Below are 12,765 nucleotides of genomic sequence, written 5' to 3'. Positions count from 1 at the left end.
CCTACCGGGCGGTACGGCCCTTGGTCAGCCTCCGCCGCCGCCAGAGCACGACGGGCACCGCGCCCACGACGCCCAGCGCGGACGGACCGAGCCCGACCGGACCGAGCCCGACCGGGGCGAGTCCGGAGGCGCCGAGGCCGAGAGCGGTCGCCGCCGCCTGGTGGTTGATACCGGGCTGGTCGAAGGTGTCGGGGACCGGGAGCGTGGCCCACCGGGTGACCGGCCAGGCGACGACCACGGCCCGCCCGACGACCTTGTCGACCGGCACGAAGCCCTGGGTGGAGTCCTGCATGTGGTAGCGGGAGTCCTGCGAGTTCTGGCGGTGGTCGCCCATCACCCAGATCTTGCCCTTGGGCACGGTGATCGGGCCGAAGGGGGCGTCGTCGCACGGGGTGTTGCCCGGGTAGATGTACGGCTCGTCCAGCTCCTTGCCGTTGACGACGACCGGTCCTCCCCTCTTGCACTCCACCGTGTCGCCGCCGATGGCGATGGTCCGCTTGATCAGGTCCTTCTCTTCGGCGGACGGCATCAGACCGATCCAGCTGAGGGCCTTCTGCGCGATGTTGGGCTCGGGAGTGGGCTCGCCCGCGAGCCAGTCCGCCGGGTCGTGGAAGACCACGACCTCACCGCGCTCGGGCTCCGAGCCGAACCACGGGGTCAGCTTGTCGACCAGCACCCGGTCACCGCGCTGGAGGGTGTTCTGCATCGAGTCGGATGGGATCGAGAACGCCTGCACCAGGAACGTCTTGATCAGCAGGGCCAGCAGCAGGGCGATACCGATGAGGAGCGGAAGCTCCTTCCAGAACGAACGCTGCGGGCGCGCGACCGCACCGCCGTCCTCGGCCTTGGCCTCGGTGTCGCGCTCGACGGCGTCGTCCGGCCGCTCCTCGCCCTCATCGCGTCCGGATCGGGCGCCTACCGCCACATCCCCCACATCCACTCCTCAATCGGAATTCGCGTCCCGCACCGGATCGGTCGACGGGTCCTCCCCTCCCTTAACGAGCGGGAGTTCCCTAAGGCGCGGGAGACCGAGGACACACTATGCGAACGCGGCGCCCCGCCGACGCCCAAGGCGCCCGCGCCGCCGACCGGTTCGCGCCGGATCGGGCACCGAGAGGAAGGTCGCCGGCTGGTCCAGCCCGCGCCAGTGGTCATAGGGCCAGGCGATCACCACGGCCCGCCCGACCACGCCGTTCTCGGCGATGGTGCCTTCGAAGGCCTCGTCGAGGTGGTAGCGGGAATCGGCGGAGTTGGCCCGGTGGTCGCCCATGACGAAGAGCCGCCCCGCCGGTACGCGCACCTCGAAGCGGATCTCCGAAGGGGCGTTGCCCGGTGACACGTACGGCTCATCGAGGGGCGCGCCGTTGACGGTGATCCGCCCCTGCGCGTCACAGCACTTCACGGTGTCCCCGCCGAGACCGATGGCCCGCTTGATCAGGTCCTGCTCGTCGGCGGAGGGCAGCAGGCCGATGAAGGTCAGGGCCTGTTTGATCTGCTTGATCCCGGCCGGGTCCTGGGCGGGCCGGGCGGCCTCGCCCTTGAGCCAGCCGCCCGGGTCCTTGAACACCACGACGTCGCCCCGCTCGACCTTGGAGCCGAACCACGGCGTGAGCTTGTCGACCAGGACCCGGTCGCCGATCCGGATCGTCTGCTCCATCGACCCGGAGGGGATGAAGAAGGCCTGTACGAGGAAGGTCTTGAGCAGCAGGGCTATGCAGAGCGCGACGACGACGAGCAGCGGCAGCTCGCCCGCCCGCCGGGTACGCCGACGCCGCCGGACCCGCCGGGCCAGCCTGCGCCGCTCGGCCCGCCCCCCGGGCTCCGGCACGACCGCCCCGGCCCCGGCCCCGGCCTCCGCGCCACCGGACACCGCCGCGGAACCGGGCTCGGGCTCGGACCCGCGCCCGTACCCGTACTCAGCCGCGTCCCCGGGCTCGGAACCACCCCCGTACCGCGCCGGAGCGTCCTGCACCGGACCGGCCTGTTCCGGACCGCCCTGCCCCGCCCGCCCCTGCTCCGGACGGCGCCACAACGGCCCGCCCTGCACCGGCCCGCCCGGACGCGCCCCAGGCACCGCCGCCTCACCCGACGACGCCGGCCGCGGGGACTCCGGAAGCCGCGGAGGCCGCGGGGACTCCGGAAGCCGCGGGGACTGCGGGGACTGCGGTTCGCGTCCCTCGTCCCGGCCGCCCCGGGGCCGTCCCCGGCTACCCATGCGATCCACCACCCACCCGGGACCACGCCTCGGCGCCGTTCCCCGGTACCGATCCCCAGCGGCTCACCGGCCAGCCGAGCCAGTCGGCCCGCCCGATCACCTTGTCCACCGGCACCATCCCCCCGCCCGGCTCCCCAAGGTGGTCCCGGGAGTCCCGGGACTGGGAGCGGTGGTCGCCCATCACCCACAGGGTCCCCAGCGGGACGACGACGCGGAAGGGCACCACCGAGGGGGTGTCCCCGGGGTACAGGTAGGGCTCGTCCACGGACACCCCGTTGACCTTGAGCCGGCCGCCCGCGTCGCAGCACACCACGTCGTCCCCGCCCACGCCCACGACCCGCTTCACGAAGTCCGTGTCGGAGGGCTCGGCGAGCCCCAGCGCCGAGAAGGCGCCGTGCACGGCCTCGCCCACCGGATTGCCCGCAGGGCGTTCGCGCACGAAGGAGCCGATGCCGTCGAAGACCACCACGTCACCGCGGTGCGGCTGCCCGCCGAACCGGTACGCGAGCTTGTTGACCAGCACCCGGTCCCCGACCTTCAGGGTCGGCTCCATCGAGCGGCTGGGGATCAGGAAGGGCTGGACGACGAAGTCCGCGAAGAGCAGCAGGAACACCGTGCAGGCCACGCCGAGCAGGCCGGCCCGCCGCCAGGACCACCGCGGCCACCCCCCGGAGAACGCAGAACGCGGCCGCCCCTCCCCCTGCTCGGGAGAGGAGTGGCCGCGCTGTGTGAGCTCTGCTTCGGTGTCCATCGGGGGCGAGCCTATCCGGCCGTCCCCTGGAGCCGGAGAGGAGATCAGCGGTCGCGCTTCTCCTTGATCTTCGCGGCCTTGCCGCGGAGCTCACGGAGGAAGTACAGCTTGGCGCGACGCACGTCACCGCGGGTGACGAGCTCGATCTTCTCGAAGATCGGGGAGTGGACCGGGAAGGTACGCTCCACGCCGACGCTGAAGGAGACCTTGCGAACGGTGAAGGTCTCGGAGACGCCAGCGCCCTGGCGACGGATGACAACGCCCTTGAACTGCTGGATACGGGAGCGGTTGCCCTCGATCACGCGGACGTGCACGTTGATGGTGTCACCGGGGCGGAAGGCCGGGACGTCCGAGCGCAGGGTGGCGGCGTTGACGCCATCGAGCAGGTGAGACATGTTCTTCGTCTGCTTTCTTCGCACGACGCCACAGGTCGCCGGTGCGGATTTCCGTAGAGAGTTCGGGAGCCGGGTCACTTCGCGGGCGACGGTCCCCCTGTGGCAGGGGCGCACGCGAGCACACAGCAGCCGCCTATTCTTCCACGGCCTGCGCCCTGCGCCAAAATCGGCCGTCGGCGGTCGGCTTCCAGCCCAGGATCGAGAGGATCTCGCGGTCCTTCTTGTCGAAGGCGGACGCCTCGCAGCGCTCGATCAGGTCGGGGCGGTTGGCGGCGGTGCGGCGGAAGGCCTCGTCGCGGCGCCAGCGGGCGATCTTCCCGTGGTGGCCGCTGATCAGCACCTCCGGGATGCCGCGCCCGCGCCAGGTCGGCGGCTTGGTGTAGACGGGGCCTTCGAGCAGGTTGGCCATCTCGCCGGGCGCGAAGGAGTCGTCGCGGTGCGATTCCGCGTTGCCGAGGACCCCGGGCAGCAGCCGGGCCACGGCCTCGGTGATCACCAGCACGGCGGCCTCGCCGCCCGCCAGGACGTAGTCCCCGATGGAGACCTCGTACACCGGCATGCGCGTGGCGTACTCGTCCATGACCCGGCGGTCGATGCCCTCGTAGCGGGCGGGGGTGAAGATCAGCCACGGGCGTTCGGAGAGCTCGACGGCGAGTTCCTGGGTGAAGGGGCGGCCGCTGGGCGTGGGGACGACCAGCACCGGGCCGCGGGCGCCGCTCTCGTAGCCGTCGGCCAGCGCCGAATCCAGGGCCTCGCCCCAGGGGTCGGTCTTCATGACCATGCCGGGGCCGCCGCCGTACGGGGTGTCGTCGACCGTGTTGTGCCGGTCGTACGTCCACGCGCGCAGGTCGTGCACGTGTACGTCGAGCTGGCCGCGCGCCCGCGCCTTGCCGACGAGGGAGACGTTCAGCGGTTCCAGGTACTCGGGGAAGATCGTGACGACGTCCAGCCGCATCAGGCGCCGCCCTCGCCCTCGGCGTTCTCCGCCGCGGCCCCGTCGTCACGCGTGGAGACGACCTCGGCGCGGTCGTCGATCAGCCCGGGCGGCGGGGTGATGACGCAGCGCTGCTCCTCCAGGTCGATCTCGGCGACGATCTCCTCCACGAAGGGGATCATGACCTCACTGCCGTCCGGCCGCTCGACGATGAAGAGGTCCTGCGAGGGCAGGTGGGAGATCTCGGTGATCCGGCCGACCTCAGTGCCGTCCGCCAGCACCACGTCCAGGTCCATCAGCTGGTGGTCGTAGTACTCGTCCGGCTCCGCCGGCAGCTCCGTCGGGTCCACGTCGGCGATGAGCAGGATGTTGCGCAGCCCCTCCGCGCCGGTGCGGTCCTTGACGCCCGCGAAGCGGAGCAGGAGCCGGCCGCTGTGCACCCGGCCCGTCTCGATGGTCAGCGGACCCGCCGACGCCGGCTCGGTCTCCAGCACGGCGCCCGGCGAGAGCCGCAGCTCCGGCTCGTCGGTCCGCACCTCGACGGTGACCTCACCCTTGATCCCGTGGGCGCGGCCGATCCGCGCGACTACCAGCTGCACTGTGTGTCTCCGTTGTGGTCTCAATCGATGGTCGCTCCGCCCGCGGGCGGAAACAACTCGGGCCGGGAAGGGCGACGAACGCCCTCCCCGGCCCGGGCCGGTACTTCAGCTTCTCAGCGGACCTGGTCCACGTCGACGAGGTCGACGCGGATCCCCCGGCCGCCGATGGCGCCCACGACGGTACGCAGTGCACGCGCGGTGCGGCCGTTGCGGCCGATCACCTTCCCGAGGTCCTCGGGGTGGACCCGGACCTCGAGCACCTGACCGCGGCGCAGGTTGCGCGAGGCGACCTGCACGTCGTCGGGGTTGTCCACAATGCCCTTCACGAGGTGCTCAAGAGCCTCCTCGAGCACGATCAGGCCTCGGTCGACTCGGCGGCGGCCTCAGCCTCGTCCGCCTTCTTGTCGGCCTTCTTCGCCTTCTGCGTGATGGCCTCGCCCTTGGTCTCGCCGATGCCCTCGAGGGCCTTGGCGAACTCGTCGAAGGAGCGACGCTTGCTCTCCTTCGTCTCCGGCTGCAGCAGCGGCGCGGGGGCCGGGAGGCCCTTGTGCGCCTGCCAGTCACCGGTCAGCTTCAGGATGGCCATGACGGCCTCGGTGGGCTGGGCGCCCACGGACAGCCAGTACTGCGCACGCTCGGCGTTGACCTCGATGCGCGACGGGTTGTACGTCGGGTGGTAGATACCGATCTCTTCGATCGCGCGACCGTCCCGGCGGGTGCGGGCGTCGGCGACGACGATGCGGTAGTGCGGCTGGCGAATCTTGCCGAGGCGCTTGAGCTTGATCTTGACTGCCACTGGAGTGGTGTCTCCTGAACTTGACGTGGTTGGGCACATGAGATGCCACGTGGGGTTGCGGTACTCGGGTGCCCGATGGACGCGTCAGCCGGAGGAGAGAGGGGTCCTATGCGACTGTCGAGTACAGCTGTCCATTGTGCCATACGCCCGCGGCCCGCCCGGCCGCGAGGTGCCGGTCCCCGGCCGTACCCGCGACCGCTCCCCCGCGCGCCCGGTCCGGGGGGTCAGGAGGCCGCCGCCGTGGCGACCTCCGGGATGCGGAAGGGCTTCATGCAGCCGCCGCACACGATCGGCGCCTGGGCCAGGACGGACGGGACCACCCGGACGTTGCGCCCGCAGTCGCAGACCGCCTTGACCCGTACGCCGCCGCCCGAGGAGCCGTGCCGGGCGGCCGGACCGCGGAAGCTGCGCTTGGTGTCGGCGGCCGTGGCGGCCGTGTGCGCCTTCAGCGCGCGCTGGAGCCGCTCCATGGTGGGGCGGTAGCGCTTCTTGGCCTCGGGGTTGAGGGAGACCAGGGAGAACCCGCTGCTGGCGTGCGGCTCCTCGGAGTGGTCGAGCCCCATCTCCTCGGCGATCGCGAGGAATCTGCGGTTGTGGTAGCGGCCGGCTCGCGAGGTGTCACGGACTCCGCGGGCGGCGGCGATGCCGTGGACTGCCTCGTGCAGCAGACGCTCGAAGGAGAGCTCGGCGCCACAGGCGGACGAGGACTCCCCGATCAGTGATTCGGGCGCGGCAAGGTCAGGCAGCTCGGGGTGGTACCGCTGAATGTCGGCCCACGCCTGCGCCAGCTCTGCGGCGAGAACAGGTGGTGTCGTGCTCACGTCGTGACAACGAGCCGGGGTGCCCCGGTGTTCCGATTCCGGGCCATTCCAAATTTTTTGCACGTACCAGTCAGTTCAGTCTGATGCGTCCCGACGAGGACGGGTGCGCCGATCTCAGGAGGAGTCGGTACGTAACGAAGACCACCGACGGCTCCGCCCCCGGCGCGCGGCCTGAGCCGCGCGCCGGGGGCGGGGGTGCGTCAGTACGAGCGCGCGACGATGGCGAGGGTACCGGGGGCGTCGTCCGACTCCGGAACCGACCCGTCGGCCGCGATCAGGCAGCGTACGGAGACGGCCTGCTCCGCCAGCTTCGCCTCGCCCTCGGGGCCCAGGTCCGCCCACGGGATGCGCGCCCAGCCACCGGCGATGGCGGCCTCGGCGGCCTCCTCGATCGTGGCGACGTCGGAGGTGCGGGCCTCGCGGCGCTCGCGGGACTCGCGCAGCAGCTGCGCCTGGTCCTCCTCCAGCACCTTGGGCAGCAGGTCGGCCAGCGCGGAGATCTGCACGGCCTCCTTGCCGCCGGGGATCCGGCGGGCCAGCATCGCGGTGCCGGCTTCCAGGTCGCGCGGGCCGATCTCGACGCGCACCGGTACGCCCTTGAGCTCCCAGTCCACGGCGCGGCGCCCGAAGGGCGTGTCCACACGGTCGTCGATCTGGACCCGGATCCCGGCGGCCTTGAGCTGGGCCCCCAGCTCGCGGACCTTGGCCACGGCCTCGTCGCCCTTGATCGCCATGACGACGACCTGGACGTGCGCGAGGCGCGGCGGGACGCGCAGGCCGTTGTCGTCGCCGTGCGACATGATCAGGCCGCCGACCATGCGGGTCGAGACGCCCCACGAGGTCTGCCAGACCAGCTCCTGCTTGCCTTCCTTCGACAGGTACTGGGTGTTGAAGGCCTTGGCGAAGTTGGTGCCGAGTTCGTGGCTCGTGCCCAGCTGGAGGGCCTTGCCGTCGCCCATCATCCCCTCCAGCGTGAGGGTGTTGATGGCGCCGGCGAAGCGCTCCTTGGCGGTCTTGCGGCCGAGCACGACGTCGATGCCGAGCACGTTCGTCATGAAGTCGCCGTAGACGTCGCGGTGGATGCGGGCCGCGTACGCGCGGGCGTCCTCGTACGTGGCGTGGGCGGTGTGGCCCTCCTGCCAGAGGAACTCGCTCGTACGGAGGAACACGCGCGGGCGCATCTCCCAGCGGACGACGTTGGCCCACTGGTTGATCAGCAGGGGCAGGTCCCGGTAGCTCTGGACCCACTTGGAGAAGTAGTCGTTGATGATCGTCTCGGAGGTGGGCCGGACGACGACCGGCTCTTCCAGCTCCTTGCCGCCGCCGTGCGTGACGACCGCGAGCTCGGGGGCGAAGCCCTCGACGTGCTCGGCTTCCTTCGTCAGGTACGACTGGGGGATGAACAGCGGGAAGTACGCGTTCTGGGCGCCCGCCTCCTTGATGCGCGCGTCCATCTCCTGCTGCATCCGCTCCCACAGCCCGTAGCCGTACGGTCGGATGACCATGGTGCCGCGTACCGGACCGTTGTCGGCCAGCTCGGCCTTGTTGATCAGATCCTGGTACCAGCGGGGGAAATCCTCCGCCTGGGGGGTGAGAACGGGTGCCTTTGCCATGGCGCGAATGGTACGGCGCCGGGCGCACCGAGCGTGAATCGGGTGGCGCACTCCTCTGGACGCGGGGGCCGATGGGGAGTTCCCTGGCAACGGGGGCCAAGGGGGCGAGACGGAATCAGGAGCGCTCTTTCGATGACACCGACGCCGACGGCGACGCTCGTCGCCCGGGACTGGGCGGAGATCCAGGAACGGATGCTGGTACCGCTGTACGAGGCGGTCTACGACCGGCTGGAGGTCGGGCCGGGCGACCGGCTGCTGAGCCTCGGCTGCGGGGCCGGGCTGCCGCTGCTGCTGGCCGCCGGCCGGGGCGCGGCCGCCACGGGAGTGGAGGCGGACGCGGCCCGGCGGGCACTGGCCCGCGAACGGCTGCTGGAGGTGGTCGCCGATCCCCCGGTGGCCGCCGCGCGGCCCTACGACGTGCTGCTGGCCTTCTCACCCGGCCCCGGCGCCCTGGAGGCCGCCCTGCCGGCCGTCCGGCGGGGCGGGGCCGTGGTGCTGGCCGACTGGGGTCCGGCGGAGCGCTGCACGGTCCCCGCGGTGCTGGGCGGCGGCCCGGTGCCCCGGGACCTGGACGCGCTGGTGGCGGAGACCGGCCTGGTGCCGGACGGGTCGGGGCGGGTGTTCTGCCCGTTCGGGTACGCGGACGTGGACAGCGCGGTACGGGGGCTGCTGTCGACGATGCTCTACGACGCGGCGGCCGATCCGGCGCTGGTGGAGAAGGAGCTGTCCGAGGCGCTTCACCCGTTCGAGCGGACCGACGGCGCCGTCTGGCTGCCGAACATCTTCCGCTACGTCGTCGCCCGGACGGGGTAGTCCGCCCGGGCGAATCGGCGGGGCCGGACCGGCGGGTGCGGACCCGCCGGACGGGCCCCGCGGGTGTACGCCGCAGGTGACCGTCCGGGCTACTTCTGCGGGCTACTTCTCCAGGCGGGTGATCCCGGCGGCCGCGTACGCCGCCTTCTCGTCCAGGGTCTCGTTGGCGAGCAGCGCCTCGGCCAGGGCGTCGAGCTGCGGGCGGTGCTCGCGCAGGACGCGGCAGGCCTCCTCGTAGCACTCGTCGACGATCCGCCGCATCTCGTGGTCCACCGCGTCGAGGGTGGCGGGGGCGGCGGACAGGCCGTACGGGCTCTGCCCGTCGGACGGGATCGCGGTCAGCCGGCCCACGCGTTCGCTCATGCCCCAGCGGCCGGCCATGCCGCGAGCGAGACCGGTGACCTGTTCCAGGTCGCTCTCCGAGCCGGTGGTGATGACGTCGTAGACCACGTGCTCGGCGGCCATGCCGCCCAGCGCGCCGATGATGCGGCCGCGCAGGTAGTCCTCGGTGTACGCGTACCGGTCGGCGTCCGGGGCCGAGAGGGTGACGCCGAGGGCGCGGCCGCGCGGGACGATGGTGATCTTGCGTACGGGGTCGGCGCCCGGCCGGAGCATCCCCAGCAGCGCGTGGCCGCTCTCGTGGTAGGCCGTCCGGCGGCGCTCGTCCTCCGGCATCACCAGCGACCGCTCCGCCCCCAGCTGCACCTTCTCCAGCGCGTCGGACAGGTCGGCGGGGCCCACCTGCGCGTGCCCGCGCTTGACGGCGAGGAGGGCGGCCTCGTTGGCGAGGTTGGCCAGTTCGGCGCCGGTCATGCCCGGGGTGGTGCGGGCGACCTGGTCGAGGTCCACGTCGGGGGCGAGCGGGATGTCCCGGGTGTGGATGCGCAGGATGGCCGCGCGTCCGGGGCGGTCGGGCGGAGAGACGGCCACGGTGCGGTCGAAGCGGCCGGGCCGGGTCAGGGCCGGGTCCAGGACGTCGGCCCGGTTGGTGGCGGCCAGCACGATCACGCCCTCGGAGCCGGAGAAGCCGTCCATCTCGGTGAGGATCTGGTTGAGGGTCTGCTCGCGTTCGTCGTGGCCGCCCATGCCGGCGCCCGCGCCCCGGGCCCGTCCGATGGTGTCGATCTCGTCGATGAAGATGATGGCGGGGGCCACCTTGCGCGCCTCGGTGAAGAGTTCGCGCACCCGGGAGGCGCCGACGCCGACGATCATCTCGATGAACTCGGAGGCGGACGCCGAGAAGAACGGCACCCCGGCCTCGCCCGCGACGGCCCGCGCCAGCAGGGTCTTGCCGGTGCCGGGCGGCCCGGACAGCAGCACTCCACGCGGCATCCGGGCGCCCATCCGGCGGTACTGCTCCGGGTTCTTGAGGAAGTCGACGACGTCGTTCAGCTCGCCCTCGACCTCGTCGATGCCCGCCACGTCCTCGAAGGTGGTGCGCTTGGTCCCGGCCAGCTCGACCGGTTTGGGCGGGGCCTTGCGGCCCAGTCCGCCCATGCCGCCGCCCATGCCCGCGCTCATCCGGCGGGCGATGAACACCCACAGCAGGACCAGGATCAGCATGGGGGCGAGGGAGAGCAGCAGGTTGGCCAGGAAGCTGCGCTGCACGACGACGGGCGAGGCCGTCACGGTGACCTTGTGCTGGGTGAGGTTGGCCCAGAGCTGGTCGTCCGCGAAGGCCGGGCGCTGGGTGGTGAACTTGGTGTAGTCGCCCTTCTTGCCGCCGGGGACGGGCTGCGCGGCCTTCAGTTCGCCCTGGATGGCGTCGCCCTTGGAGTAGATCTTCTCGACGTTGCCGTCGGCGACCTGCCTGCTGAACTCCGTGTACGAGATGACCGGCTCGTCGCCCTCGTTGAAGAAGGACAGCACCACGTTGGCGATCAGATAGACGATCAGGGCGGTGAGGATCAGTCCGCGCCAGCCGCCGGGCATCCGCTTCCTGGGCGGCGGGGTGGGCGGGGCTCCCTCCGAGCGCCAGGGGGTGTCCGCCCGGTCGCGCGGCGGTACGGGGGTGGGGCTGGGCACGGGGCCTCCTTATGCCGTCCTCCCGGCCGACCATAGGCGACAAACAGGACGTATGCCCGCACAGAAACGACAGGGCCCCGGACGTGCGCGCACGTCCGGGGCCCTGCTCGCGGACCGGGTGCGGCCACCCGGTGCGCCTTCCGCGCTACTTCATGAACTTCTTGAACTCGTCCGGCAGGTCGAAGTCCTGACCGCCCTGACCGCCCGCGGGGAGGCCGAACGGGTTGCCGCCGGCGGCCGGCTCGACCGCCTGCGGGCCCTGCTCGCGCCGGGCCGCCGCGGCGGCCTCCTCTTCCTTGCGCTTCATCGGGTTGCCGCTCTTGCGCTTGCCCTTGGCCTGCTTGATCTGCTTCTTCTGCCGGCCGGGGCCGCCGCCCATGCCCGGGATGCCCGGCATCCCCGGCATGCCGCCGCCCTGGGCCATGCGGGACATCATCTTGCGGGCCTCGAAGAACCGCTCGACCAGCGCCTTCACGGCGCTGACCTCGACGCCGGAGCCCTTGGCGATACGGGCGCGGCGCGAGCCGTTGATGAGGTGCGGGTCCTGGCGCTCGGCCGGGGTCATCGACTTGATGATCGCGGCGGTGCGGTCCACGTCCCGCTCGTCGATGTTGTTGATCTGGTCCTTGATCTGGCCCATGCCCGGCAGCATGCCGAGGAGCTTGGAGATGGAGCCCATCTTGCGGACCTGCTCCATCTGGGCCAGGAAGTCGTCGAGCGTGAACTCCTTGGGGCCCTTGGCGAGCTTGGCCGCCATCTTCTCGGCCTCGGCCTGCGAGAAGGTCTTCTCGGCCTGCTCGATGAGGGTGAGCATGTCACCCATGTCGAGGATCCGGCCCGCCATGCGGTCGGGGTGGAAGGCGTCGAACTCGTCGAGCTTCTCGCCGTTCGAGGCGAACATGATCTGCTTGCCGGTGACGTGCGCGATCGACAGCGCGGCGCCGCCGCGGGCGTCGCCGTCGAGCTTGGAGAGCACCACGCCGTCGAAGCCGACGCCGTCGCGGAAGGCCTCGGCGGTGTTGACCGCGTCCTGGCCGATCATGGCGTCGACGACGAAGAGGATCTCGTCGGGGCTGACGGCGTCGCGGATGTCCGCGGCCTGGCGCATCAGTTCCTGGTCGATGCCGAGGCGGCCGGCGGTGTCGACGATGACGATGTCGTACTGCTTGGTGCGCGCGTACTCGATCGAGTCCTTCGCGACCTGGACCGGGTCGCCGACGCCGTTGCCGGGCTGGGGCGCGTACACCGCGACGCCCGCGCGCTCGGCGACGACGGAGAGCTGGTTCACGGCGTTGGGGCGCTGGAGGTCACAGGCGACCAGCAGCGGGGCGTGGCCCTGGCCCTTCAGCCAGAGGCCGAGCTTTCCGGCGAGGGTGGTCTTACCGGCACCCTGGAGACCGGCCAGCATGATCACGGTGGGCGCGGTCTTCGCGAAGCGCAGCCGGCGGGTCTCGCCGCCGAGGATGGTGACCAGCTCGTCATTGACGATCTTGAGGACCTGCTGGCCGGGGTTCAGCGCCTTGCTGACCTCCTCGCCACGGGCCCTCTCCTTGACGTTCGCGATGAAGGAGCGGACGACGGGAAGCGCGACGTCGGCCTCAAGGAGGGCGATACGGATTTCCCGCGCCGCAGCGTCGATGTCCTGCTCGGAGAGGCGGCCTTTGCCCCGGAGGGACTTGAAGGTCGCGCTGAGGCGGTCGGAAAGCGTATCGAACACGGTGGTCGCGATTCCTCGGGTCGGGGGCGTGGTGGTCGTCCCCCAGGGTATCGGGCCACGCCGCCTGCCCGGCCCTGCGGGCGGAT

General features: G+C 71.6%; 13 protein-coding genes. 1 reads left to right on the top strand and 12 read right to left on the bottom strand.

Annotated features, from left to right (window positions below; all coding sequences use genetic code 11):
* Position 1: 1 nt before the first annotated feature.
* The 10 genes from lepB (ACZ6ZT_RS25690) to proS all read right to left on the bottom strand — a co-directional run bounded on the left by lepB (ACZ6ZT_RS25690) (position 2) and on the right by proS (position 8,124).
* Complete coding sequence (gene lepB / locus ACZ6ZT_RS25690) at positions 2-925, bottom strand: signal peptidase I (protein WP_469722262.1); 924 nt, start codon at positions 923-925, stop codon at positions 2-4.
* A 114-nt stretch (positions 926-1,039) separates the two neighbouring features.
* On the bottom strand, positions 1,040-1,972 hold the full coding sequence (gene lepB, locus ACZ6ZT_RS25685; RefSeq protein ID WP_469722261.1) for a signal peptidase I: 933 nt from the start codon (positions 1,970-1,972) through the stop codon (positions 1,040-1,042).
* Between the two features lie 235 nt (positions 1,973-2,207).
* A complete protein-coding gene (gene lepB / locus ACZ6ZT_RS25680; RefSeq protein WP_469722260.1) occupies positions 2,208-2,966 on the bottom strand; it encodes a signal peptidase I in 759 nt (252 codons plus the stop codon).
* A gap of 44 nt (positions 2,967-3,010) precedes the next feature.
* Positions 3,011-3,361: a 50S ribosomal protein L19 gene (gene rplS / locus ACZ6ZT_RS25675; RefSeq protein ID WP_469722259.1), complete on the bottom strand. Its 351-nt coding sequence runs from the start codon at positions 3,359-3,361 to the stop codon at positions 3,011-3,013.
* Between the two features lie 133 nt (positions 3,362-3,494).
* Positions 3,495-4,316: a tRNA (guanosine(37)-N1)-methyltransferase TrmD gene (gene trmD, locus ACZ6ZT_RS25670; protein ID WP_469722258.1), complete on the bottom strand. Its 822-nt coding sequence runs from the start codon at positions 4,314-4,316 to the stop codon at positions 3,495-3,497.
* Positions 4,316-4,894: a ribosome maturation factor RimM gene (gene rimM, locus ACZ6ZT_RS25665; protein WP_469722256.1), complete on the bottom strand. Its 579-nt coding sequence runs from the start codon at positions 4,892-4,894 to the stop codon at positions 4,316-4,318. The genes trmD and rimM overlap by 1 nt, the downstream gene beginning before the upstream one ends.
* Before the next feature lie 113 nt (positions 4,895-5,007).
* Positions 5,008-5,247, bottom strand: a complete 240-nt coding sequence (locus ACZ6ZT_RS25660; RefSeq protein ID WP_042810017.1) for an RNA-binding protein — start codon at positions 5,245-5,247, stop codon at positions 5,008-5,010.
* Positions 5,248-5,249: 2 nt separating this feature from the next.
* Positions 5,250-5,690 carry a 30S ribosomal protein S16 gene (gene rpsP, locus ACZ6ZT_RS25655; RefSeq protein ID WP_469722255.1) on the bottom strand — a complete coding sequence of 147 codons (441 nt, stop codon included), beginning with the start codon at positions 5,688-5,690 and terminating at the stop codon, positions 5,250-5,252.
* Positions 5,691-5,914: 224 nt separating this feature from the next.
* Positions 5,915-6,511, bottom strand: a complete 597-nt coding sequence (locus ACZ6ZT_RS25650) for a hypothetical protein (protein ID WP_351818228.1) — start codon at positions 6,509-6,511, stop codon at positions 5,915-5,917.
* A gap of 200 nt (positions 6,512-6,711) precedes the next feature.
* Positions 6,712-8,124 carry a proline--tRNA ligase gene (gene proS, locus ACZ6ZT_RS25645; RefSeq protein ID WP_469722254.1) on the bottom strand — a complete coding sequence of 471 codons (1,413 nt, stop codon included), beginning with the start codon at positions 8,122-8,124 and terminating at the stop codon, positions 6,712-6,714.
* 132 nt (positions 8,125-8,256) lie between these two features.
* Between proS and ACZ6ZT_RS25640 the strand changes: the two genes are divergently transcribed.
* On the top strand, positions 8,257-8,937 hold the full coding sequence (locus ACZ6ZT_RS25640; protein ID WP_469722253.1) for a methyltransferase type 11: 681 nt from the start codon (positions 8,257-8,259) through the stop codon (positions 8,935-8,937).
* Between the two features lie 102 nt (positions 8,938-9,039).
* Here the strand turns inward: ACZ6ZT_RS25640 and ftsH are convergent, their stop codons facing one another.
* Together ftsH and ffh are read right to left on the bottom strand one after the other, a co-directional pair.
* The gene (ftsH, locus tag ACZ6ZT_RS25635; protein ID WP_469722252.1) at positions 9,040-10,962 is read right to left on the bottom strand and encodes an ATP-dependent zinc metalloprotease FtsH; all 1,923 of its coding nucleotides are present in this window, start codon (positions 10,960-10,962) and stop codon (positions 9,040-9,042) included.
* A 145-nt stretch (positions 10,963-11,107) separates the two neighbouring features.
* Positions 11,108-12,679, bottom strand: coding sequence for a signal recognition particle protein (ffh, locus tag ACZ6ZT_RS25630; protein WP_469722251.1), 1,572 nt, complete (start codon positions 12,677-12,679; stop codon positions 11,108-11,110).
* Positions 12,680-12,765 lie beyond the last annotated feature (86 nt).

The organism is Streptomyces sp. NPDC102258, from assembly GCF_055584685.1.
This window is presented reverse-complemented; position numbering and strand designations above follow the sequence as displayed.